18 protein-coding genes are annotated in these 23,061 nt (G+C 71.1%); 10 read left to right on the top strand and 8 right to left on the bottom strand.

What is annotated here, in order from left to right:
* Window positions 1-376: 376 nt before the first annotated feature.
* Genes K7C20_RS14405 through K7C20_RS14385 form a run of 5 tightly spaced genes read right to left on the bottom strand, consistent with a single transcriptional unit; the run spans window position 377 to window position 6,158 of the window.
* Entirely contained in the window at window positions 377-1,687 is a 1,311-nt protein-coding gene (locus K7C20_RS14405) for a DUF58 domain-containing protein (RefSeq protein ID WP_053208506.1), read from the bottom strand.
* Window positions 1,688-1,696: 9 nt separating this feature from the next.
* Window positions 1,697-2,662, bottom strand: coding sequence for an AAA family ATPase (locus K7C20_RS14400; RefSeq protein ID WP_053208507.1), 966 nt, complete (start codon window positions 2,660-2,662; stop codon window positions 1,697-1,699).
* Entirely contained in the window at window positions 2,643-3,872 is a 1,230-nt protein-coding gene (locus K7C20_RS14395) for a DUF4350 domain-containing protein (RefSeq protein ID WP_053208508.1), read from the bottom strand. Before K7C20_RS14395 ends, K7C20_RS14400 begins: the two co-directional genes overlap by 20 nt.
* Window positions 3,869-4,543 (bottom strand): DUF4129 domain-containing protein, encoded by a 675-nt coding sequence (locus K7C20_RS14390; protein WP_048828822.1) that lies wholly within the window; start codon window positions 4,541-4,543, stop codon window positions 3,869-3,871. Before K7C20_RS14390 ends, K7C20_RS14395 begins: the two co-directional genes overlap by 4 nt.
* A 22-nt stretch (window positions 4,544-4,565) precedes the next feature.
* Entirely contained in the window at window positions 4,566-6,158 is a 1,593-nt protein-coding gene (locus K7C20_RS14385; protein WP_030076761.1) for a DUF7544 domain-containing protein, read from the bottom strand.
* A 152-nt stretch (window positions 6,159-6,310) separates the two neighbouring features.
* Here K7C20_RS14385 and mtnA point away from each other — a divergent pair, with 152 nt between their 5' ends.
* The 7 genes from mtnA to K7C20_RS14350 all read left to right on the top strand — a co-directional run bounded on the left by mtnA (window position 6,311) and on the right by K7C20_RS14350 (window position 15,198).
* Window positions 6,311-7,483, top strand: a complete 1,173-nt coding sequence (mtnA, locus tag K7C20_RS14380; RefSeq protein ID WP_030076763.1) for an S-methyl-5-thioribose-1-phosphate isomerase — start codon at window positions 6,311-6,313, stop codon at window positions 7,481-7,483.
* On the top strand, window positions 7,480-8,157 hold the full coding sequence (gene mtrA / locus K7C20_RS14375; RefSeq protein WP_053208509.1) for a two-component system response regulator MtrA: 678 nt from the start codon (window positions 7,480-7,482) through the stop codon (window positions 8,155-8,157). The genes mtnA and mtrA overlap by 4 nt, the downstream gene beginning before the upstream one ends.
* Window positions 8,158-8,161: 4 nt before the next feature.
* Window positions 8,162-10,267, top strand: coding sequence for an MtrAB system histidine kinase MtrB (mtrB, locus tag K7C20_RS14370; protein ID WP_409351346.1), 2,106 nt, complete (start codon window positions 8,162-8,164; stop codon window positions 10,265-10,267).
* Window positions 10,257-12,140: an LpqB family beta-propeller domain-containing protein gene (locus K7C20_RS14365; RefSeq protein WP_030076769.1), complete on the top strand. Its 1,884-nt coding sequence runs from the start codon at window positions 10,257-10,259 to the stop codon at window positions 12,138-12,140. Before mtrB ends, K7C20_RS14365 begins: the two co-directional genes overlap by 11 nt.
* A 354-nt stretch (window positions 12,141-12,494) precedes the next feature.
* On the top strand, window positions 12,495-13,223 hold the full coding sequence (locus tag K7C20_RS14360) for a phosphoribosyltransferase family protein (protein ID WP_078952829.1): 729 nt from the start codon (window positions 12,495-12,497) through the stop codon (window positions 13,221-13,223).
* 293 nt (window positions 13,224-13,516) lie between these two features.
* Entirely contained in the window at window positions 13,517-14,203 is a 687-nt protein-coding gene (gene hpf / locus K7C20_RS14355; protein ID WP_030076773.1) for a ribosome hibernation-promoting factor, HPF/YfiA family, read from the top strand.
* 233 nt (window positions 14,204-14,436) lie between these two features.
* Entirely contained in the window at window positions 14,437-15,198 is a 762-nt protein-coding gene (locus tag K7C20_RS14350) for a response regulator (RefSeq protein ID WP_030076775.1), read from the top strand.
* A 134-nt stretch (window positions 15,199-15,332) separates the two neighbouring features.
* Here the strand turns inward: K7C20_RS14350 and K7C20_RS14345 are convergent, their stop codons facing one another.
* Together K7C20_RS14345 and K7C20_RS14340 are read right to left on the bottom strand one after the other, a co-directional pair.
* On the bottom strand, window positions 15,333-16,562 hold the full coding sequence (locus K7C20_RS14345) for a winged helix-turn-helix domain-containing protein (RefSeq protein ID WP_048828824.1): 1,230 nt from the start codon (window positions 16,560-16,562) through the stop codon (window positions 15,333-15,335).
* A gap of 130 nt (window positions 16,563-16,692) precedes the next feature.
* Window positions 16,693-17,316, bottom strand: a complete 624-nt coding sequence (locus K7C20_RS14340; protein WP_030076779.1) for a GNAT family N-acetyltransferase — start codon at window positions 17,314-17,316, stop codon at window positions 16,693-16,695.
* 252 nt (window positions 17,317-17,568) lie between these two features.
* Here K7C20_RS14340 and secA point away from each other — a divergent pair, with 252 nt between their 5' ends.
* Window positions 17,569-20,391 (top strand): preprotein translocase subunit SecA, encoded by a 2,823-nt coding sequence (gene secA, locus K7C20_RS14335; protein ID WP_030076780.1) that lies wholly within the window; start codon window positions 17,569-17,571, stop codon window positions 20,389-20,391.
* Window positions 20,392-20,495: 104 nt separating this feature from the next.
* On the opposite strand, the gene K7C20_RS14330 is transcribed toward secA, so the two are convergent.
* Window positions 20,496-21,398, bottom strand: a complete 903-nt coding sequence (locus K7C20_RS14330; protein ID WP_222892602.1) for an Rv3235 family protein — start codon at window positions 21,396-21,398, stop codon at window positions 20,496-20,498.
* Between the two features lie 294 nt (window positions 21,399-21,692).
* On the opposite strand from K7C20_RS14330, the gene K7C20_RS14325 reads away from it, so the two are divergent.
* Together K7C20_RS14325 and K7C20_RS14320 are read left to right on the top strand one after the other, a co-directional pair.
* On the top strand, window positions 21,693-22,199 hold the full coding sequence (locus K7C20_RS14325) for a DUF6912 family protein (protein ID WP_030076783.1): 507 nt from the start codon (window positions 21,693-21,695) through the stop codon (window positions 22,197-22,199).
* Window positions 22,200-22,294: 95 nt separating this feature from the next.
* The gene (locus tag K7C20_RS14320) at window positions 22,295-22,957 is read left to right on the top strand and encodes an HAD family hydrolase (protein WP_030076784.1); all 663 of its coding nucleotides are present in this window, start codon (window positions 22,295-22,297) and stop codon (window positions 22,955-22,957) included.
* The last annotated feature ends 104 nt before the right edge of the window (window positions 22,958-23,061 follow it).

The following is a 23,061-nucleotide window of genomic DNA, read 5'->3' as shown; positions in this document are numbered from 1 at the left end:
TTTCTGCGTTCCGGGGTGCCTCGTTTCCGGGTTTCGGTCCGGGGCGGGGCATTTTCGCGTTGAGGGCCGGTGTGGGTGACCGATGGGTGGGGGATGAGAGCTCGGCGCTGGTGGCGATGTGGGATGTTTGGTCCCTCAGGGCGGTGCGGACCGGTAGGTGCGGCTCAAGGAGCTGAGGCTGAGGGCTTTCCCTCTACTGGTCCTTCGGTGAGAGTGCATGGGGCGGCCGGGCTCCGAGGTGGCACAGCGACTGCTAGCGGGGGGGGGCGTTGCCTCGTATCGCTGCTCTGTAGTCCCGTGTCCCGTGGAGCCCCGTGTCCCGTGGGCTGTAGCTGCTGGGGCCATGTTCTGTGAGGGGCGGGGAGGAGCGCGGAGGCTACAGGCGGCCGGCGGACTTCAGGGTGAGGTAGGCGTCGGCCAGGTCGGGGGCCAGGCGGGCCGGGGTGGAGTCGATGACCGTGATGCCGTGGTGGCGGAGGCGGTCTGCGGTGCGGCGGCGGGCGGCGTGGGTCTGTTCTGCGGCTGCTGCTGCGTAGACGGCCTGGGGGGTGTGCCGGCCGGCGGCCATTTCCTCGATGCGGGGGTCGGCCACGGCCGCGACGATCAGCTCATTGCGTTGGATGAGGCTGGGGAGGACGGGCAGGAGAGCCTCCTCCACGGGAGCTGCGTCCAGGCCTGTGAAGAGCACGATGAGGGACCGGCGCGGGGTGCGGCGGTGGATCGTGGCGGCCAAGCCGCGGGCGTCCGCCTCGACCAGTTCGGATTCGAGGGGGGCCATGGCGTCGGTCAGGGCCGGGAGAAGATCGCGTGCCGTGCGGCCTTGCACGGAGGCGCGTATGCGGCGGTCGTAGGCGAGCAGGTCCACGCGGTCACCGGCGCGGGCGGCGAGGGCGCCGAGCAGCAGGGCGGCGTCCATGGAGGCATCGAGGCGGGGGATGTCGCCGACGCGGCCGGCAGAGGTGCGGCCGGTCTCCAGGACGAGCAGGATGCGTCGGTCGCGTTCGGGGCGCCAGGTGCGGACTGCGAGGTTCTGCCGACGGGCGGTGGCGCGCCAGTCGATGGAGCGGGTGTCGTCGCCGGGGGTGTAGTCGCGGAGGCTGTCGAACTCGGTTCCCTCACCGCGGGTCAGGATGCTGGTGCGGCCGTCGAGTTCGCGGAGCCGGGCGAGCTTGGCGGGGAGATGCTTGCGGCTGGTGAAGGGCGGCAGGACGCGCAGCGTCCATGGGACGTGCTGGCTTCCTTGGCGGGCGGCCAGGCCGAGCGGGCCGTAGGAGCGGACCGTGACGCGGACTGCGTGATGGTCACCGCGGCGGGTGGGGTGGAGCGTCGTGGTGAGGCGTCGGCGTTCGGCGGCGGGGATGCGCACGGTGTGGCGGGATGAGGGGAAGTCCGAGCCGGGGTGGAAGGAGCTGGGGGGCCAGGCGTCACGGATCTGGGCGCGCAGCGTGCGGCGGCTCGGGTTGGTGACCGTGAGGTGGGTGTGGGCTTCGTCTGCGAGTCGAACTGTTGTGTCACCGGTTCGGGTGAAATGGAGCTTTCGCACTGGCGCGGCGAGCGCGATATCGCACAAGATTGCTATCAGCAAGGCGAGTTGGATGGTGAGGATGCCAAGCCAGCTGGGCAGCACGAAGCCGACGAAGAGGGCTCCGAGTGCGGAGATGAGGGCGGTGCGTCCGGTGAGGGCCACGGTGTCGTCTCAGCGGGGGACGGGGAGATGAGCGAGCACGGCGTTGATCACGGAGTCGGCGGTGACTCCTTCCATCTCCGCTTCGGGGCGGAGGTGGACGCGATGTCGGAGCGTGGGAAGGGCGAGGGCCTTGACGTCATCAGGGGTGACATAGTCGCGGCCGGTCAGCCAGGCCCAGGCTCGTGACGTGGAGAGCAGGGCGGTGGCGCCTCGGGGGGAGACGCCGAGAGAGAGCGAGGGGGATTCGCGGGTGGCACGGCAGATATCGACGATATAGCCGGTGACTTCAGGGGAGACGGCGGTCTTGGCGACCGCGGCCCGGGCAGCGTCGAGGTCGGCGGTGGAGGCGACGGGGCGCAGACCTGCGGCGCCGAGGTCGCGGGGGCTGAAGCCGGCCGCGTGGCGGGTGAGGATGTCTATCTCGTCGTGGCGGGCGGGGAGCGGCACTGTCAGCTTCAGTAGGAAGCGGTCGAGCTGAGCCTCGGGGAGGGGGTAAGTGCCCTCGTACTCCACGGGGTTCTGGGTGGCAGCCACCAGAAACGGCTCGGGGAGGGGGCGGGCTGTGCCGTCGACGGTCACCTGCCGCTCTTCCATCGCTTCGAGCAAGGACGCCTGGGTTTTGGGAGGCGTGCGGTTGATCTCGTCGGCGAGCAGGAGGTTGGTGAAGACGGGGCCCGGCTGGAAGGAGAACTCGGCGCTGCGGCTGTCGTAGACCAGTGAGCCGGTGACATCACTCGGCATCAGGTCAGGGGTGAACTGGACGCGCTTGGTGTCGAGTTCGAGAGCGGCCGACAGGGCACGTACGAGCAGGGTCTTGGCGACGCCGGGGGCGCCTTCGAGGAGCACGTGACCGCGGCAGAGGAGTGCGACGACCAGCCCGGTGACGGCGGGGTCCTGGCCTACGACGGCCTTGGCTATCTCGGTGCGCAGGTCCTCAAGGGAGGTTCGGGCGCTGTCAGCGGTCGGGGTGCTCACGGGGGGCGTGCCTCTCTTGGGAAACGATCGAGGATTCGAGTGCGTCGAGTTGGTCGGCCAGGCGCACCAAGGCTTTGTCGTCCGCGGGTGCCGGACCGAAGAGCAGGACATGGAGGTCTGCTGAGGGGCCGGGCGCGACGTGCAAGTGGGCGTGAATGGCAGGCAGAAGGACGTCGGCGGTGTGGGCGTGTGCTGCGGACACGCCGATGAGGGGGGCGAGTCGCGTGCGGGTCGCGGAGCGCAACACGTCGGAGGCCCGGTCGCGGGCATTGGCCTGCTCGTAGAGGCGGGCGTGGCCCTCGGTGGTCTCGGCGGCGGGGACGGTCACCGGGAGCTTTTCCGGAACCAAGGGGCCGAGGCGGCGGGCGCGCCACAGGGCTGCGAATCCAGCGGCGAAGGCGAGTTGGAGCAGGGCCCAGCGCCAGCCGGAAGGGATGAGGCCGAAGAAACCGCGCTGTTGGTCCTGGGCGGATGACGGGTCGCTCACGGAGGGGAGGTACCAGACCAGATGCTTGTGCTCACCGAGGAGTTGAAGGGCCAGCGAGGCGTTGCCGTGCTCGGCGAGGTGCTGGTTGTAGAGGAGGTCGGCGGAGCCGAGGAGCACGGTGTCGCGGCCGGTGTCGCGGGCCGGCAGGCGCAGCAGGGTGGGCCGGCCGCCGCTGACGTAGCAGCGGTCGGCGCCGTTGGTGGCCGTGGCGTAGCGGAGGCCGCCGAGGAGGGCACTGCCCGCGCGTCGGGCGTCCGGCAGGGAACAGGCCGGCGGGCGTGCCGACGTCCGGACCGGGGGTTCCATCCGGACGCCGGGGGTGAAGGTTTCGAGGGACGAGGTGCCGGGGGCGAGCAGGACGGTGCGGCCGGGGGTGTGCGCGGTCGCGGTGTGCAGGCCCGTCAGCTGATCCTGCGTCAGTACGTCGGGGTCGGTGACGAGCAGGGTGGTGTCGGGGCCGGCCGCGGCCGCGGCTTCCTCAGAGGTGGTCACGACCTGGGTGGAGACACCGTGGGAGGCCAGGAGCCGGGCGATGGCCCGGCTTCCGGTCCGGTCCGTCGACCGGGGATCGAGCCGGCCGTGCTGTTCGCCGGACTGGAGGGCGCCGAGGACCACACCGCTGACGACGAGCAGAAGAAGCGCGAGCAGTGGCCCGCGGGACCGGGTCCACAGACCACGAGCGGGGGGAGCGATTCCGGGGGAGTCGGGGGCGGCCGTAGTCATCCGCGGCTCCCGGTCGGGGTGATGGCCAGGTCGGGCTTGGCGTGCTGGAGGTCGGTGTCGAGGCTGGTCAGGAGGGTGTGCGCCCGTTCCGTGCCGGGGCGGCCGCCGTATGTGACCTCGTCGAAGGTGCGGGCCGCGGTGCGCAGCCGGTCGGCGTATGCGGGAAATGCCCGGGTGGCTTCGCCGGCGGCCTCGTCGGCGGTGCGGCCCGGGCCGGGGGCGAGCAGTGTGCGCTCTTCCAGGGCGAGGACGAGGGCCCGCATGCGGTCCTGGATCGCTTCGTTCCAGCGGCCCTCGGCGGCGTGCCGGTCAGCTGCGGAACGGTGTTCGGCTGCGGTTCGGGGCGTTTCGGCGAAGAGCACGCCGCTCGTGGTCGGAGTGCGGCGCACCGCGCCGAGCCGCAACCGGAGGGCGGCGATCAGCAGAACGACGAACGCGGCGATGGCCAGAAGCCCGATCCAGCCACCCGGGGTGGTGCCGGCAGCGGCGCCGACGAGCTCGTCGACGCGTGCCCAGAGCCAATCAAGGGCCTGCTGGATCGGGTTGGGGTCGTGCTGGTGGTACCGGGGGTCGGACAGTTCACGCTCGGCCGCCTCGCGGGCGGGGACGCGCGGGGTCCTCACCGGTATGTGGTCGTCGGAGCGCGCCATGAGTGGTCCGAGCGCGGTCATGTTCCCCCCTCTGGTCACCGCATCAGTTTCCCGGTGCGGCGTCGTTGGGGCGTTGCCCGGAGTCGCCGGCGGGGGTGGTGTCCGAGGCGGCGTCTGTCGGCGTGGGGCCGTCCGTGGCCGCGGAGCCCGGCTCGGGGGCGGTCGCGCCGTTGCTTTCCGCCGGGGAGCCGTCTGCCGTGGGGCCGTCCGGTGTTGCGTCTTCCGTCTTCGCGCTGCCTGGAGAGGTGTCAGCGGGGCTCGGGGCTGCTGCTGTGGGCGCGTTGCCGGCGGTCGGGTCCGTGGAGGCGGGAGTGGGCGCGGCCGGGTGGGTGGTGGGGATGTCGGCGCCGTAGCCGGGGAGGCCTGCGGCGCGGGCGAGTTCGAGGTCGAGTGCCTCGCGGCGGATGCGCTGGTCCACGTACAGGAGCGCGGTGACGCCGGCGCTGATCGGGAAGGTGATGGTGGAGCTGATGACGGCTCCGATGCCCAGCACGATCAGGAACGACCAGCCGGCGGTGTTGCCGGTGCCGTTCGCCCAGTCCATGAGGTTCTCGCCACCGATGAGGAAGGCGATGACGGTGGCAGGGATCTGGATGATGAATTCGACGATGCCGGTGAGGAGGAAGGCGAGGAGCTGGACACCCAGCACGCGCCACCAGGTGCCCCGGACGAGCTTCGCCGAGCGGCGCATGGCGGCGATGACGCCCTGCTTCTCCAGCATCAGGGCCGGGGAGGCGAGGCTGTAGCGGACCCCGAGCCAGATGCTCACGACGCTCGCGGCGAGCCCGCCGAGCAGGGTGAGCAGCAGGCCCACTTCCAGCGTGCCGGTGGCGGTGAGGATGAGACCGGGAGCCATGCCCACCGCGACTATCGCCGTGATGAGCAGGGGCAGCAGGACAAGCAGGCCGAGCAGGCGCGGGAGTTGGGGACGCGCATCGCGCCAGGCTTCCCCGGCGGTCACCGAGCGGCCCAGGACGGCGCGGCTCACGACCATGGTCAGCAAACCTGTGACGACGATCGTGGCGAGCAGCCCTATCGCCGAGGTGATGCCGGAGACGGCGAGCGAATTGCCCATCTGGTGCAGGGTTTCGCGGAGGGGCGGGACGTTGTCGTTCGCCAGGGAGGGGTCGCGGCCGGCGCCCCGGAACCAGATGCCGGTGACCACGGTGATGGCGGTCTGTGCGACGACCGCGACGATCAGCGAGATGCCGAGGACCGTGCGCCAGTGGGCGCGCATGGTGGCGACCGCACCGTCGAGGATCTCGCCGACGGCGAGCGGACGCAGCGGAATGACGCCGGGCTTGGCGGCCTGCGGAACCGGGGCCCAGGCGCCGCCCCAGGGCGGCTGATTGCCGGGGTGGCCGCCCCAGCCGGGACCGCCGGGACCGGGCGACGAGGCGCGGGAGCGGTCACCTGCCGTGTCCCGGCCACTGCTCCCGTGGGGGCCGCTTTGGCTGGGGATGCCGGTGGGGGCCGACCACTGGCCGGCGGGCGGCTGTTGCTTGGACCAGTTCGGTGGGGACGACTGCTCGCCGGGGGCGGGCTGGTCTTCCTGAGGGGGCTGCTCCTGTGTGCCGCGGGCCGGCTCGTCGGAGGGAGTGGATCCGGGCGAGGCCCAGCCCGGAGAGTTGTTCATCGTCGCTCCTTCTTGCTGCCCGTCCGCCGGGGCGGCGGGGGTCCGGGGTCCGCGGTGGCAGTCATCGTGTCATGGCGGCCGACGTTGTGTACCGGGGCCCGGAGCGCGAGGGGACCTTCTGTTCGAGGGGCGGTCGGCGTCAGACTGAAGGAATGGGCGATCAGTACGAGGTATCCGAGCCGGGCGCCGGGGCGCTCGCCATTCCGTCATTGCGCTGGGAGGAGCCGCCCGAGGGGCCCGTATTGGTCCTCCTTGACCAGACCCGGCTGCCGGCGGAGGAGGTCGAGCTGGTCTGCACGGACGTGCCGGCGCTGGTTCAGGCGATTCGGACGCTGGCCGTACGCGGCGCTCCGCTGCTGGGCATCGCGGGTGCCTATGGCGTCGCGCTGGCCGCTGCGCGGGGCTTCGACGTGGAGGAGGCGGTGGAGGCGCTGGCGCAGGCCCGGCCGACCGCGGTCAATCTGGGCTACGGCGTGCGGCGGGCGGCTGACGCCCACCGTGCCGCGGTGGCCGACGGGGCCGGTGCTCAGGCGGCCGCGGAGGCGGCGCTGGCCGAGGCGCGGGCCGTGCACGCCGAGGACATCGAGGCCAGCGCACGGATGGCGGAGCACGGGCTGGCGCTGCTGGGCGAGCTGCTGCCGGGCGGCGGCCACCGGATTCTCACGCACTGCAATACGGGAGCGCTGGTGTCCGGGGGCGAGGGCACCGCCCTGGCGGTGGCGCGGGCGGCACACCGGGCCGGAGAGCTGCGCCGGCTGTGGGTGGACGAGACACGGCCGCTGCTACAGGGGGCGCGGTTGACCGCCTATGAGGCGGCTCGGGCGGGTATGGCGTACACGGTGCTCTCGGACGGTGCGGCAGGTTCGCTGTTCGCCGGGGGTGAGGTGGATGCGGTGCTGATCGGCGCGGACCGGATCGCGGCGGACGGATCGGTGGCCAACAAGATCGGCAGCTATCCGCTGGCGGTTCTGGCGCGGTTCCACCACGTTCCGTTCGTGGTGGTGGCACCGACGAGCACGGTGGATCTGGAGACCGAGGAGGGATCGGACATCGAGGTGGAGCAGCGGCCGGGCCAGGAAGTGACGGAGTTCTCGTTGCCGCGTGTGCAGGGGCCCGGGGTGGAGGCGGGCACCGGTATACCGGTGGCGCCGCTGGGCGCACAGGCCTACAACCCGGCCTTCGACGTCACTCCGGCGGAGCTGGTGACGGCGATCGTCACGGAGGCCGGAGTGGTGTCGCCGGTGACCCGGGAAGGGCTGGCAGAGGTGTGTTCCACGTCACGATGGAGTAAGTCACGATCAGGTAATGGGATGATGGCCGAATGAAGGGACGCGTCCTGGTCGTCGACGACGACACCGCACTGGCAGAGATGCTTGGCATCGTGCTGCGCGGCGAAGGTTTTGAACCGTCGTTTGTGTCGGACGGTGACAAGGCCCTTGCGGCCTTCCGCGAGGCCAAGCCCGATCTTGTACTGCTCGACCTGATGCTGCCGGGGCGGGACGGTATCGAGGTGTGCCGCCTGATCCGGGCCGAGTCCGGAGTGCCGATCGTCATGCTGACCGCCAAGACCGACACGGTGGATGTGGTGGTCGGGCTCGAGTCGGGCGCGGACGACTACATCGTCAAGCCGTTCAAGCCCAAGGAGCTGGTGGCCCGTATCCGGGCGCGGCTGCGGCGTTCGGAGGAGCCGGCGCCCGAGCAGCTGGCGATCGGTGACCTGGTCATCGATGTGGCGGGCCATTCGGTGAAGCGCGACGGGCAGTCGATCGCGCTGACCCCGCTGGAGTTCGATCTGCTGGTGGCGCTGGCGCGCAAGCCGTGGCAGGTGTTCACCCGTGAGGTGCTGCTCGAGCAGGTCTGGGGCTATCGGCACGCCGCCGACACCCGGCTGGTCAATGTCCACGTGCAGCGGCTGCGCTCCAAGGTCGAGAGGGACCCGGAGCGGCCGGAGATCGTGGTGACCGTGCGCGGGGTCGGCTACAAGGCCGGGCCCAGCTGAGATGATGACCCGGGACGGTTCGGGCCCGGAGGGAAAGCGGGGGCGAACCGTCGACCCGGCGGGTGATATGTCCTTTTCGGGAAAAATGGTCGCTCGATTGCTGCGCGGCGGGCAGTTGCTGCCCGATGGCGCGGTGAGCGGGCCGGTCCACCCCCTGGTCCGGCTCTTCAGCCGCTGGGTGCGGCGGCCGCTGCTGCCCGCCCTGCGCCTGTGGCGGCGCAATATTCAGCTCCGCGTGGTGGCGACCACGCTGCTGATGTCGCTGGCCGTGGTGCTGCTGCTCGGTGTCGTGGTCGTCGGCCAGGTCCGGAACGGCCTGCTCACGGCCAAGGCACAGGCCGCGCAGAGCCAGGCCGTGGGCGGTTTCAGTGTGGCCCAGAAGATGGCCGACGACACCCGGCCCGAGGACACCGTGCGTACCGGCAACCGCGGCACCCAGGACTCCGCGACCTGGCTGACCGGCCTGGTCGAGCAGCTCGCCAGTGGCGGGCAGGGCGTCTTCTCCGTCGTGGCACTCAGCTCCGACTCCGACGAACCGTTCGGCGACTCCAGCCCTGGCACCCGCGGTCCGCGTGCCTCCGGCGATGTCGATCCCGAACGGAGTGTGCCTCCCGAGCTGCGGCGGAAGCTGGACACCAAGTCCGGGACGTTCCGCCAGTACACCCAGATCAAGCGCATCGGGTCGGACGACGGTGTGTCGGCGCTGATCATCGGCAAGCGGCTCAACGATGCAAACAGCAATCAGTACCAGCTCTACTACCTCTTCCCGTTCAGCCAGGAAGAGGAGTCGCTCAAGCTGGTGACGGGGACGCTGGCGACGGCCGGGGTGTTTGTCGTGATCCTGCTCGGCGCGATCGCCTGGCTGGTGGTGCGGCAGGTCGTCACGCCCGTACGGATGGCCGCCGGGATCTCCGAGCGGCTGGCCGCAGGCCTCCTCCAGGAGCGGATGAAGGTCACCGGCGAGGACGACATCGCCCGGCTGGGCGAGTCCTTCAACAAGATGGCGCAGAACCTCCAGGTCAAGATCCAGCAGCTGGAGGAGCTGTCCCGGATGCAGCGCCGTTTCGTGTCCGACGTCTCGCACGAGCTGCGTACGCCGCTGACGACCGTACGGATGGCGGCCGATGTCATCCATGACGTGCGGGACGAGTTCGACCCCGCCACCGCACGCTCCGCCGAGCTGCTGCGCGGGCAGCTGGACCGCTTCGAATCGCTGCTCGCGGAGCTGCTGGAGATCAGCCGGTTCGACGCCGGCGCGGCCGCGCTGGAGGCCGAGCCGGTCGATCTGCGCGATGTGGTGCACCGCGTCATCGAGGGCGCCGAACCGCTCGCCGAGCGCAAGGGCACCCGGATAGTGGTGCGCGGCGCCGAGCAGCCCGTGATCGCCGAGGCCGACTCCCGCCGGGTGGAGCGCATACTGCGCAATCTCGTCGTCAACGCCGTCGAGCACGGCGAGGGCCGAGATGTGGTGGTGCGGCTGGCGTCGGCGGGCAGCCGGAACGGCGGCGCGGTGGCCGTCGCGGTGCGTGACTACGGCGTCGGCCTCAAGCCCGGCGAGGCCACCCGCGTCTTCAACCGTTTCTGGCGTGCGGACCCGGCCCGGGCCCGCACGACGGGCGGTACGGGGCTGGGCCTGTCCATCGCCGTCGAGGACGCCCGGCTGCACGGTGGCTGGCTTCAGGCCTGGGGCGAGCCGGGCGGCGGCTCGCAGTTCCGGCTGACGCTGCCCCGTACGGCAGGCGAGACGCTGCGCGGATCCCCGATCCCCCTGGAGCCGGAGGACTCGCGGCGCAACCGGGGGCTGGACGAGTCGGGCCAGCCGCGCGCCGGGTCGGACCGCAAGGCGTCCACGATCCCGGTGCAGACGCGTGCCACCCCGGCAGACGATGCCTCGGCCCCCGCCCCGGAGCCGAAGGTGGCCTGGCCGGCGGCCGACCCGACGGCACTGCCCGGCAACGGTGCCCGTGTGGTGCCGCAGAGCGGGGGCGAACGGAGCGAAGAGGCAGCGCGCGGCGAGAGCGCGCGCACCGACGAGCCGGTCCGTGAGAACGGAGCCGAGCAGAAAGCCGAGCACGGCGTGGATCGGGAAGGCGGGCTGCGTGGACACTGAGCGCGGAGGCGAGCGCGGGGAGGCGACCGGGTCCCGTACGCGCGCCCGCAGGGGAGCCGGGCCGGCGCGGACATTCCTGCTGCTCGGCTGTGCGGCGGTACTGCTGGCCGGGTGTGCGTCGATGCCCGACGGCGGGGATGTCACGTCGGTCGACCAGTCGCCGCGCTCCGAAGGCGAGTCGCAGGTGCGGGTCTACGGCGTGCCCCCGCAGGACGGTGCGCAGCCGACCAACATCGTGCGCAGCTTCCTTGACGCCACGACCAGTGACGAGGCGGATTTCCGTACCGCCACCCAGTATCTGGCCAAGTCGGCGAAGCGGACCTGGCGGCCGTTCCAGGTCACCAATGTGCTCCAGGAACGCCCGAAGCCGGAGCCGAAGGCGCTGCCCAACCGGGAGGACTCCAACGGCTACACGGTCACCCTGTCCGGCAGCCAGGTGGCGGCGGTGGACGACAGCCACGCCTACACCCCTGAGGAGAAGCCGTACCGCCAGACGATCCACCTCATCAAGGAGGGCGGACAGTGGCGTATCGACCGGCTGCCCGATGGGCTGGTGCTCGGGCTGTCCGACTTCCAGCGCATCTACCGCTCCGTCAACAAGTACTACTTCGCGTCCTACAACTCGGAGTCGGGAGAGCCGAAGGCGAGCCGGAACGCGCTTGTCGCGGATCCCGTCTACCTCCGGCAGCGAATAAAGCCGATCACCTCCAGTGTGGAGGCGCTGCTGTCCGGGCCCACCGACTGGCTGAACCAGGTGACGACTTCGGCGTTCCCGACCGGCACCCAGCTCGCCGCGCACGATCTGGTGTTGGACGACTCGAACGCGCTGCTGGTCAAGCTCAGCAAGGACGCGGTGAACACCGACCACACCCAGTGCCAGCAGATGGCGGCTCAGCTCTTCTTCACCGTGCAGGACATGACGCGGGCCTCGAAGATCAGCAAGGTGGAGCTCGAGGACAACAGTGGCAACTCGCTGTGCGGGCTGACCCAGGAGGACGCCGAGCACGACTTCGCACCCTCCCCGGGCACCGGGCGCTCCGGCAAGGAGTACTTCATCGACGGTGACCACCAGGTCGTCGCCATGTCGGACTCCGCGACTGAACCGACGCCGGTGCGCGGGCCGTTCGGAACGGGCAAGACCCCGCTGCGCTCGGTCGCCATCTCGCGCGGGGAGGACACCGCGGCCGGAGTGTCGAGCGACGGCCGGTCCCTGTATGTGGCCGGCCTGGAGGACGGCATCGAGCGTGGCGATCCGCTGCTGACCAGTACCGGTTCGGCCAAGAACCCCGATAGGGGGCTGACGGCACCGAGCTGGGACGGTCTGGGCGACCTGTGGATCGCGGACCGCGATGCGCACGGTTCGCGGCTGATGCGGCTGCGCGAGGGCAAGGGCGCTCCCGAAAAGGTGACGGTACCCGGTCTCGGCGGGCGGCGGATCAAGGCGATCAAGGTGGCCGCTGACGGTATCCGGATCGCGGTCCTGGTGGAGGACAAGGGGCGTACGACACTCCAGCTGGGCCGGGTCGAGCGCGACGGCACTTCCACGCATCCGGTGCTTTCGGTGCAGGAGCTCCGGCCGATCGCACCGCAGTTGGAGGATGTGGTGGCGGCGTCCTGGGCGGGCGGCAGCCGACTGGTGGTCGTCGGACGGGAGTCCGGCGGGGTTCAGCAGATGCAGTTCATGGAGACCGACGGCTCGACGTCGAACGTGCAGCCGCTGCCCGGCGTCAACGGCGTCATAGCGGTGGCGGCCTCGGAGGACGAGAACAGGCCGCTGATCGCCCACGCCACTGAGGGCATCGTGCGGCTGCCTCTGGACGCGAACTGGAAGACGGTGGCGAAGGAAGGGACGGCGCCGGTCTACCCCGGGTGACCGCGAGCGTGGCGGTGACCGTGAGCGTTCGCCGGTGACTGGTGACTGGTGACTGGTGGCTGGTGACCCGTGACGCGGGTGACGCAGGACCGGCCCGGTGCCGATGGCGAGGGGGCGGCCGGTCCCGGGCCGGGGCGTGCGGCGGGCTCGGCCTGCCGCGATGTGCCGTACGGCTGACCCGCAGCCTGCAGCCCGCAACCCGCAGCCCGCAGCGGGACAGGCCGCAGCCCGTCCCCAGACCCCACCAGGTCCGTACGGCCCCAGCTCCCTACGTCCCCGGTTTCCGCCTGTCCGCGCTGCCCACGGTTATCCACAGGGGTGGTGGCCGGGCGTGGACGGCGGGACAGTGGAGTTATGCAGGGGGTGTGGCGCGAACTGGCCGCTCTGGTGCTGCCGGTCGACTGTGCAGGGTGCGGCCGGCCGCGTACGGAGCTGTGTGCGGAGTGTCGTCGGGTGCTTGCGCGGGACGGGCGCGGGGCGCGGCGGGTACGGCCGCGGCCGAGCCCGGTGGGGTTGCCTCGGGTGTGGGCGGGGGCGCCGTACGCCGACGAGGTGCGGGCGGTGCTGCTGGCCCACAAGGAGCGGGGTGCGCTGCCGTTGGCCGGGCCGCTGGGAGCGGTGCTGGCCGGGGCCGTGCGCGGGCTGCGGGCGGGCGACGGGCCTCAGCTGCTGGTGCCGGTGCCCTCGGCTCGGAGATCGGTGGCCGGGCGGGGCCATGATCCGGTGCGCAGGATCGCGCTGGCGGCGGCCGGCGAGCTGCGGCGGGCGGGGACGGAAGTCCGGGTGCTCGCGGCGTTGCGGCAGCGGCGTGTGATGGCCGACCAGGCGGGGCTGAGCGCCCGGCAGCGGCTGGCGAATGTCGCCGGTGCCCTGGAGGTGCCGGGCGGGGCCAGGAGGCTCCTGGCGGGGCGGTCAGCCGTACTGGTGGACGATCTGGTGACCACGGGGGCGACGCTCGCCGAGGCTGCCCGGGCGGTCGCGGCGGCCGGTGGCCGGGTGAGCGGGGCGGCGGTGGTGGCGGCACCCCGGGGTGCCTTCGCCGTCGAGGGCGGACCGATGGAGCCGTTATCACGGGGAAAGTAGTCGAGGAGGAAAAGTCACCCAAATGGAGCCGGGGGCTCCGAGGGGGTGCCGACATCCGTCCGGGAGAGCTATGTTCGGTTGTGAGGACTTGGCGAGTGTTTTGCCTCGAATGTCGGGTTGAATGCGTTCAGGGGCGTTTGCAGCGATCCTGAAAACGGGGGAGTGGAGAGCGGGTCGTCGGGGGAGGAGGAGGTGAAAGTCGCCAAGTCCGAGGCTTCGGCAACCACCGGAGCCTGGTGCAAGAAGGAATTGCTCCGCTTGATGAGCGGAGCGATCCGGGAACGGAGTTCTGCGTGGACATCGTCGTCAAGGGCCGCAAGACAGAGGTGCCCGAGCGGTTCCGCAAGCACGTGGCCGAGAAGCTGAAGCTGGACAAAGTCCAGAAGCTCGACGCCAAGGTGATCAGCCTGGACGTCGAGGTGTCCAAGGAGCCCAACCCGCGGCAGGCCGACCGTTCCGACCGAGTGGAGATCACCCTCCGCTCCCGTGGCCCGGTGGTCCGGGCCGAGGCCGCCGCAGCCGATCCGTACGCCGCGCTGGATCTGGCCACCGCGAAGCTCGAGGCGCGTCTGCGCAAGCAGCACGACAAGCGTTACTCGCGTCGCGGCAACGGCCGCATCCCGGCGAGTGAAGTCGCGGTCAGCGTGCCCGACGCCGCGAGCCTGACCCCCAACGGCGAACTCGCCGCTGACGTCGACCAGAAGGTGCCGACCACCCGTATGGGGTCGATCGACGTCCAGGGCGAGGGGCCTCTGATCGTCCGTGAGAAGACCCACTCGGCCGCGCCGATGCTGCTCGACCAGGCGCTCAACGAGATGGAGTTGGTCGGGCACGACTTCTACCTCTTCGTCGACGCCGACACCAAGCTGCCGAGCGTCGTCTACCGGCGGCACGCCTACGACTACGGCGTCATCCACTTGAACCCCGATTTGTTCGGGGAGGAGGAGCCCGGCGGCGCAGGCGGCGCGCTGGGCGGCTGAAGCCCATCCGTTCGGTGCCCCCGGCGTACGCCGGGGGCACCATCGTGCCCGGAGGAGCCAGGAGTTGAAGCCGTATAGTGTTTGTGCCAGCCAGGGAGCGTGTGGGCACGAATCGGCGACATGCCGGGGAGACGGTCGTATGGCATTGATCGGGCTGGCCGCAGGGGGCTGTTGTCAACCAGCCTTATTTCCAAGCTCAGGCCTTACGGCCGAGTAGTTGACGGGGAGGACCAATGGGGGACAGTTTCGGTCCCGTGCGCGACGCCGCGGACCATGACCACAACGCTGCCGGGGGCGACGACGAGGCCGGCCGGGACGTCAGCGTGCCGCGCAAGGAGCCGATCCGGGTCCTGGTCGTGGACGACCACGCACTCTTCCGGCGGGGCCTGGAGATCGTTCTGGCCCAGGAAGAGGACATCCAGGTCGTCGGCGAGGCGGGGGATGGTGCGGAGGCGGTCGACAAGGCCGCGGATCTGCTGCCCGACATCGTGCTGATGGACGTGCGGATGCCCAAGCGCGGCGGAATCGAGGCGTGTACCTCCATCAAGGAGGTGGCTCCCAGCGCAAAGATCATCATGCTGACGATCAGCGACGAAGAGGCCGATCTCTACGACGCGATCAAGGCCGGAGCCACCGGCTACCTCCTCAAGGAGATCTCCACCGACGAGGTGGCGACCGCGATCCGTGCCGTGGCGGACGGGCAGTCGCAGATCAGCCCGTCGATGGCGTCCAAGCTCCTGACGGAGTTCAAGTCGATGATCCAGCGCACGGACGAGCGCAGGCTGGTGCCCGCGCCCCGGCTCACCGACCGCGAGCTGGAGGTCCTGAAGCTGGTCGCCACGGGTATGAACAACCGCGATATCGCCAAGGAACTCTTCATCTCCGAGAACACGGTGAAGAACCACGTCCGCAACATCCTGGAGAAGCTGCAACTGCACTCCCGGATGGAAGCGGTGGTGTACGCGATGCGGGAGAAGATCCTCGAGATCCGGTGAGCCGGCCGGTGGGCGGGTGAACGTTCCCGCTGCCCGCTGCCCGCTGCCCGCTGCCCGCTGCCCGCTGCCCTCGGCGCCCTCGATGCGCCGGGTGACCGGGGGCCGGACGGGCCCCCGGCGTCATCGCCCGCTGCCTACTGGTCGCTCATGTGGGTGAGTTCTGCGCGCAGGGCGCCGGCCAGCTTCTGGTCGTCGCAGCGCTCGACGCGTACGGAGTCGCAGCCCACCCAGCTCGCGGCCTCTCCCAGCGCACGGGCCATCGGGACGACGGCCTTGGAACTCTGCAGGGAGACCTGGCGGGCGACGAGGGTGGTGCCCTCGCGGGCCGGGTCCACCCGGCCGACCAGCTGACCGCCGGCCAGCAGCGGCATCGCGAAATACCCGTGGATCCGCCGGGGGCGCGGGACGTACGCCTCCAGGCGGTGCGTGAAGCCGAAGATCCGCTCCGTGCGCGGCCGGTCCCAGATCAGGGAGTCGAAGGGCGAGAGCAGGGTCGTGCGGTGCCGGCCGCGGGGCGGGGCGTCCAGCGCGGCGGGGTCGGCCCACGCCGGCTTTCCCCAGCCCTCGACCTCGACCGGGACCAGCCCGGAGTCCGCGACGACGGCATCGACCTGCTCGGCCTTGAGGCGGTGGTAGTCCGCCAGGTCGGCGCGGGTGGCCACCCCCATGGCGGCCCCGGCCTGCGCGACCAGACGGCGGAGGCACTCGGCGTCGTCCAGATCGTCGTGGAGCAGCGCGTCCGGGACGGCGCGCTCGGCGAGGTCGTACACACGCTTCCAGGCGCGGCGTTCCGTACAGACCACGTCGCCGGTGTCCAGCAGCCACTCCACCGCGATCTTGGTCTCGGACCAGTCCCACCACTCGCCGCCCTTCCGCCCGCCACCCAGCTCCGAAGTGGTGAGCGGGCCCTCGGCCTTCAGGCGGTCCAGCACGGCGGCACAGGAGCGCGCGGAGTCCTCCATGACATGCCAGCGGTGGCCCTTGGCGCGACGGGCACGCCGGCGGAAGGCGAAGTGCGGCCACTCCTCGATGGGGAGGATGCAGGCGGCGTGCGACCAGTATTCAAAGCTGTGCGGCGGTGCCGCAGGCGCGTCGGAAGGAGCCGGGGTCCAGTAAGCGGCCTCGACGGCGTCGCGGCCCACGGCGCCGAGCCGGGCGTACGGCACCAGCTCATGGGAGCGGGCCAGCACCGAGATCGTGTCCAGCTGCACCGCGCCCAGCTGCCGCAGCACCCCGCGCACCCCCGCCCGGCGGTCCGGCGCGCCCAGCAGCCCCTGGGCCCGCAGCGCCAGGCGCCGGGCATCGTCGCGGGACAGGGCGGTCACAGGCTGCGGCAGAGGCGGTGGCTGCGTCACGGCGGTCATGCGGCAAAGGGTAGGGGCGGGCACTGACAACCGCCCAGGATAGAGGAATCACCGCTGGTGGGGGCGGTGCCCGCGCGCGGACGGGGCGGTTGTGGCGCGGCGGGGTGCGGCCCGGTCCACGCCGACGGGGTCAGCCGGGGTAGGGCAGATACGGCGTCGTGTCCGGGACGGGAGTGCCTGCGGCGCCGGACGATGCGGTCCTTCCGGGCACGTCGGACGGGAGCAGGGAGCCGATCCAGGCGTCCCGGCGGATGCCCTCGCGCACCACCTTGGCGCGCAGGGTGCCTTCCATGTGGAAGCCGAGCTTGCGGGCCACTGCCCGGGAGCCTTCGTTTCCGGCCTCCGCGTGCCACTCCAGGCGCTCCACCCCCAGGTCGCGGAAGGCCCAGTGCACCACCGCGCGGCCCGCCTCGACGGTGTGGCCGCGGCCGCGGTGCTCCTCGGCGGTCCAGTAGCCCAGCTCGGCCTGCCGTTCGGGGGTGTGCAGCTGCGCGAGGCGTACCAGGCCCATCGCGCCCACCAGGGAGCCGTCCGCCCGGGAGACCAGGGCGAAGTTGTACGTGGTGTCGTCGCGCCAGCCGTCGGGGACGACCGCGCCCACGAACCGCTCCGCGTCCTTCATCCCGTACGGTGAGGGGACACTCGTCCAGCGCAAAATGTCGGGGTCCTGGCACGCGGTATGCACCGCGGGCGCATCGGAGGGCTCGAAGGGACGCAGCACGAGGCGCTCGGTGGCGAGGGTGACGGGCTTCATGACGTGAGTCTGCAAGGTTGCGGAAAGCGTGGCGAAGGGTTTTCGGGTTGATTCCCGGCACCCGCCCGGCACCTTCTCGCGGCCCCATGCGTTCACGCTGGGAAGGGGACAACGGGGTTCGCTGCGGCGTACCTCCCGGCCCGGCAGCGTCCTCCTTTACGATGGCCGTTGCGGCGGGGCCTGCCCCCTTGGAAAAATGCCGCGCCCGCGCACTCGACCGTGCAGGCCCGACCGGCAAGGAGACCAGCCCAAGTGTCCGTCTTGACGAAGATCATGCGTGCAGGCGAAGGAAAGATCCTGCGCAAACTGCACCGCATCGCGGGCCAGGTCAACTCCATCGAGGAGGATTTCGCGGCTCTCTCCGACGCTGAGCTGCGGGCGCTCACGGATGAGTACAAAGAGCGCTACGCCAACGGCGAGAGCCTCGATGACCTGCTGCCCGAGGCGTTCGCCACGGTCCGTGAGGCCGCCCGGCGGGTGCTCGGCCAGCGCCCCTACGACGTCCAGCTGATGGGCGGCGCGGCCCTTCACATGGGCTACGTCGCCGAGATGAAGACCGGTGAGGGCAAGACCCTCGTCGGTACCCTCCCGACGTACCTCAACGCGCTGTCCGGCAAGGGCGTCCACCTGATCACGGTGAACGACTACCTGGCCGAGCGCGACTCGGAGATGATGGGCCGTGTCCACAAGTTCCTGGGCCTGACGGTCGGTTGCATCCTCGCCGATATGACGCCGGCCCAGCGCCGTGAGCAGTACAACTGCGACATCACCTACGGCACGAACAACGAGTTCGGCTTCGACTACCTGCGCGACAACATGGCCTGGTCGCAGGACGAACTCGTCCAGCGGGGCCATAACTTCGCGGTCGTCGACGAGGTCGACTCGATCCTCGTCGACGAGGCCCGTACGCCGCTGATCATCTCCGGCCCGGCGGACTCGGCCACCAAGTGGTACGGCGACTTCGCCAAGTTGGTGCGCCGTCTGAAGCGGGGCGAGGCCGCCAACCCGCAGCGCGGCATCGAGGAGACCGGCGACTACGACGTCGACGAGAAGAAGCGCACCGTCGGCATCCACGAGTCCGGTGTCAGCAAGGTCGAGGACTGGCTGGGCATCGACAACCTGTACGAGTCGGTGAACACCCCGCTCGTTGGTTACCTCAACAACGCGATCAAGGCCAAGGAGCTCTTCAAGAACGACAAGGACTACGTCGTCATCGACGGCGAAGTCATGATCGTCGACGAGCACACCGGCCGTATCCTCGCAGGCCGCCGCTACAACGAGGGCATGCACCAGGCCATCGAGGCGAAGGAAGGGGTGGAGATCAAGGACGAGAACCAGACGCTCGCCACGATCACCCTCCAGAACTTCTTCCGCCTCTACGACAAGCTCTCCGGCATGACCGGTACGGCCATGACCGAGGCCGCCGAGTTCCACCAGATCTACAAGCTCGGCGTCGTCCCGATCCCGACGAACCGCCCGATGGTCCGTATGGACCAGGCGGACCTGATCTACCGCACCGAGACCGCGAAGTTCGACGCGGTCGTCGAGGACATCGTCGAGAAGCACGGGAAGGGCCAGCCGATCCTGGTCGGCACCACCTCGGTCGAGAAGTCCGAGTACCTCTCCCAGCAGCTCAACAAGCGCGGCGTCGCCCACGAGGTGCTCAACGCCAAGCAGCACGACCGTGAGGCGCCGATCATCGCGCAGGCCGGACGCAGGGGCGCGGTGACGGTCGCCACGAACATGGCCGGCCGTGGTACGGACATCAAGCTCGGCGGCAACCCCGACGACCTCGCCGAGGCGGAGCTGCGCCAGCGCGGCCTGGACCCGGTCGAGCACGTCGAGGAGTGGGCGGCTGCGCTGCCCGCGGCCCTGGAGCGCGCCGAGGCCGCGGTCAAGGCGGAGTTCGAGGAGGTCAAGGAGCTCGGCGGGCTCTACGTGCTGGGCACCGAGCGGCATGAGTCGCGGCGGATCGACAACCAGCTGCGTGGTCGTTCCGGCCGTCAGGGCGACCCCGGCGAGTCGCGGTTCTACCTGTCCCTCGGTGACGACCTGATGCGGCTGTTCAAGGCGCAGATGGTCGAGCGGGTCATGGCGATGGCCAATGTCCCCGACGATGTGCCGATCGAGAACAAGATGGTGACGCGGGCGATCGCCTCCGCCCAGTCGCAGGTCGAGCAGCAGAACTTCGAGACGCGGAAGAACGTCCTGAAGTACGACGAGGTGCTCAACCGCCAGCGTGAGGTCATCTACGGCGAGCGCCGGCGTGTCCTGGAGGGCGAGGACCTGCAAGACCAGGTCAAGCACTTCATGGAGGACACCATCGACGCCTACATCCAGGCGGAGACGGTCGAGGGCTTCGCCGAGGAGTGGGACCTGGACCGCCTGTGGGGCGCGTTCAAGCAGCTCTACCCGGTCAAGGTGACGGTCGAGGAGCTGGAGGACGAGGCCGGCGACCGTGCGGGCATCACCGCCGATTTCATCGCCGACGCCATCAAGGACGACATCCACGAGCAGTACGCCGCCCGCGAGGAGCAGCTCGGCTCGGACATCATGCGGGAGCTGGAGCGCCGGGTCGTGCTGTCCGTCCTGGACCGCAAGTGGCGTGAGCACCTCTACGAGATGGACTACCTCCAGGAGGGCATCGGCCTGCGGGCGATGGCCCAGAAGGACCCGCTGGTCGAGTACCAGCGCGAGGGCTTCGACATGTTCACCGCGATGATGGAGGGCATCAAGGAGGAGTCCGTCGGCTACCTGTTCAACCTGGAGGTCCAGGTCGAGCAGCAGGTCGAGGAGGTCCCGGTGCAGGAAGCGGCGGAGCCGGCCTCGCTGGACAAGGACGTGGTGCCCGCCGGTGCGGGGCGTCCGGAGATCCACGCCAAGGGCCTGGAGGCGCCGCAGCGGCCGGACCGGCTGCACTTCTCCGCTCCCAAGGTGGACGGCGACGGCAGCGTCATCGAGGGCGACTTCATCAGCGACGAGGAGGCCGGGCCGGCCCGTTCCGAGGCGGACGGCCTGACCCGTGCCGAGCGGCGCAAGGCCCAGAAGAGCAGCGGGCGTCGCCGCAAGAAGTAAGAAGTAAGCAGTGAGCGGTAGGTGCCCCGGACACGCGGCGCCCTACCGCGGAGACAGGGGCGCCCCGGCCGGAGCACGGCCGGGGCGCCCCTGTTTTTGCTCGGTCAGGGGACCACCGGGCCCCGGACGGCCGGGGACGGGCCGATGTCGAGGGCGGCGCAGCGCCACCGGGAGTCGGCGCCCAGCTCCAGCCGGAAGGCCAGGGCCCGCAGCCGTCCGTCCGCCGCGATCCGGGCGAAGGCCTCGATGACGCCGCGGCGCGGCCGGCACAGTCCGCAGTCGCGCACGACGGGGGCGGGCCCGCGCCGGCCGGGACCGCTGACCGGCCGCAGCGGCGCCTGCGGGGCGAGCTCCGCCAGCCGGTCGTACGCGGCGGGCAGCGCATGACCCAGCAGGGCGTGTACGGGGCGCTGGCCGCTGAGCGCGAGCACCAGTTGACGGGCGAACCAGTGATGCGGCCGGCTCTCGTGCGCCCGGCGCTGCGCCCCGGCCGTGGGCAGGGGGACGCCGGCCGCGGTGACGGGCGTGGCCGGGGTGCCGGTGCCGGGCCGCCGGCTGGCTGCGGCGGCCCGGGCGGTGGGGCGGCCCTCGCGTGCAACGGGTGGCTGGGCGGGGCGGCCCTGGCGCGGGACGGACGGGGCGGTACGAGTGGGGCCGCGGCCGGCGGAGCCGGGGCCGCGACCGCCCGGACCGGGGCTCCGGCGGGTCGAGCCGGGGCCGCTCCCGGCGGAGCCGAGGGGCCGGCGGTCGGCGGGGGACCGACGGGGCCGGGGGACGGTGGCGGCCTCTGCCGGTGCCCCTGCCGGTGCTTCTGTGGGGCGCGTACGCGGGCCGTGGATGTCCGTGGTGTCGGCGGGCGGGGTGGGCGTGGCGGGGCGTGTGGTGCGTGCGGCGGTGGGCGGGGCGGGGCGCGTGGTGGGTCCGCTGATGCCGGGGGTGGCGGATGGAGTGCGGTGCCCGGTGAGGGCGGGTGTGGTGTGCGCGGTGGTGTCGTTCGTGCCGGTCATGCTGTGGATCGCCCCCGTGGTGCCGGGCCCGTGAATTACTGGGCGGTAGCTTTTGGTGGGAACTTCGTATCGGCGCGCTCGGGGCGGCAGCAAGGCGCGGACCGGCCGGTAGGAGGGGTGCGAGGAGTTCACCCTTCCGTGTCGCGGCCTTGGGGTGAGGCCTCAGGAGCGGGGTGGGGGACGGACTCCGGGCGGGCGGCGCGGGGGATGCGGGGGCGGCACGATGGGGGACTCGCGCCCGTATGCTGGCGGGACAATCTTCGGAGTCGAGCGAATCGAGCGGAAGCGGCTGCCATGCGCGTCTATGTCCCCCTGACCCTTTCCGGTCTCGCAGAGGCGCACAAGAACGGTGAGCTGGGCCCCGGCCCCTTGGACGCGTTCGCCGTCACCCCCGCGCTGCGCGAGTGGTACGTCTCGGACGACATCGAGGAGCTGGAGTACGCCGCGCTCAACCGTGCCGCGCAGGCGTCGCTGCGGCAGCTCGCGGGGCACCCGGAGGCCGCGCGGCGGCGTGTGGTGGTGGCCGTGGACGTGGCGGACGGCGCCGCGGTGGCGGATCCGGACCGGGGGCTCGACCAGTCGGCGCTGGGCGAGGTGCGGGTGGCCGGACCGGTGCGGTTGTCGAAGGCCGCGGCGGTGCATGTGGATGCCGCGGACGCGGAGGCGGACATCGCAGCGGCCGCGGCGGCGCTCGGCGCGGCGGACCAGGGCGATGACGACGCGCAGTTCACGGTGGACGGCGCGGAGGACCACGATCTGATGTGGTTCGGGGTGCAGGAGATCCCGCATCTGATCGGGTAGGGGCGGGCGGTCCGCGGACCACCCGCTGCGTTGTCAGTGGCTGCGGGTATTTTTTCTTCATGGGGAAGCGCACGGGCAACGACGTGGGGGACGACATGGGGAAGCACGCCACACACATCGTCTGGGACTGGAACGGCACGCTGTTCCATGACATCGACGCCGTCATCGGGGCGACGAACTCCGCCTTCGCGGAGATCGGGCTGGAGCCGGTCACCCTGGAGTCGTACCGGGACCTGTACTGCGTGCCCGTGCCGCGGTTCTACGAGCGGCTGATGGGCCGGCTGCCGACGGACGCGGAGTGGCTGGTGATGGACGAGGCCTTCCACCGTCACTACAGCACGCACCGGCTGGGCTGTGAGCTCGCCGAGGGCGTGCATCAGCTCCTGGAGGGGTGGCAGGCGGCCGGGCGCAGCCAGTCGATCCTGAGCATGTACGGGCACGACGAGCTGCTGCCGATCGTGCGCGGCTTCGGGATCGAGTCGCGGTTCGTCCGGGTGGACGGCAGGACCGGGCCGTCCGGAGGCACGAAGAGCGCGCACATGGTGCGGCATCTGGCGGCGATGGAGAGCGTGGATCCCCGGCGTACGGTCGTGATCGGTGACGCCGTGGACGATGCCGTGGCCGCGCGGGACGCCGGGGCGCACGCGGTGCTCTACACGGGCGGTTCGCACAGCCGCGGGAGCCTGGAGGCCGCCGGGGTGCCGGTGGTGGACACCCTGGCCGAGGCGGTCGAGCTGGCGGGGGACATAACCGTCTAGGGGCCGTGGTGCGCGCGGCGGCGGGGCGTGCCCATGCGCTGCTCCTCCGCGAGACTGCCGGGTGTCCGGGCGCCACGGCACCACGCACATTCCACCCCGCCACT

The organism is Streptomyces decoyicus, assembly GCF_019880305.1.
Lineage (GTDB): Bacteria > Actinomycetota > Actinomycetes > Streptomycetales > Streptomycetaceae > Streptomyces > Streptomyces decoyicus.
This window is presented reverse-complemented; position numbering and strand designations above follow the sequence as displayed.

Bases quoted from the DNA above. Each gene is read 5' to 3' on its own strand.
- K7C20_RS14395 (WP_053208508.1), bottom strand. From the start codon at position 3,872: ATGACTACGGCCGCCCCCGACTCCCCCGGAATCGCTCCCCCCGCTCGT.
- K7C20_RS14390 (WP_048828822.1), bottom strand. From the start codon at position 4,543: ATGACCGCGCTCGGACCACTCATGGCGCGCTCCGACGACCACATACCG.
- K7C20_RS14385 (WP_030076761.1), bottom strand. From the start codon at position 6,158: ATGAACAACTCTCCGGGCTGGGCCTCGCCCGGATCCACTCCCTCCGAC.
- mtnA (WP_030076763.1), top strand. From the start codon at position 6,311: ATGGGCGATCAGTACGAGGTATCCGAGCCGGGCGCCGGGGCGCTCGCC.
- mtrA (WP_053208509.1), top strand. From the start codon at position 7,480: ATGAAGGGACGCGTCCTGGTCGTCGACGACGACACCGCACTGGCAGAG.
- mtrB (WP_409351346.1), top strand. From the start codon at position 8,162: ATGACCCGGGACGGTTCGGGCCCGGAGGGAAAGCGGGGGCGAACCGTC.
- K7C20_RS14360 (WP_078952829.1), top strand. From the start codon at position 12,495: ATGCAGGGGGTGTGGCGCGAACTGGCCGCTCTGGTGCTGCCGGTCGAC.
- K7C20_RS14350 (WP_030076775.1), top strand. From the start codon at position 14,437: ATGGGGGACAGTTTCGGTCCCGTGCGCGACGCCGCGGACCATGACCAC.
- K7C20_RS14345 (WP_048828824.1), bottom strand. From the start codon at position 16,562: ATGACCGCCGTGACGCAGCCACCGCCTCTGCCGCAGCCTGTGACCGCC.
- K7C20_RS14340 (WP_030076779.1), bottom strand. From the start codon at position 17,316: ATGAAGCCCGTCACCCTCGCCACCGAGCGCCTCGTGCTGCGTCCCTTC.
- K7C20_RS14330 (WP_222892602.1), bottom strand. From the start codon at position 21,398: ATGACCGGCACGAACGACACCACCGCGCACACCACACCCGCCCTCACC.
- K7C20_RS14325 (WP_030076783.1), top strand. From the start codon at position 21,693: ATGCGCGTCTATGTCCCCCTGACCCTTTCCGGTCTCGCAGAGGCGCAC.
- K7C20_RS14320 (WP_030076784.1), top strand. From the start codon at position 22,295: ATGGGGAAGCACGCCACACACATCGTCTGGGACTGGAACGGCACGCTG.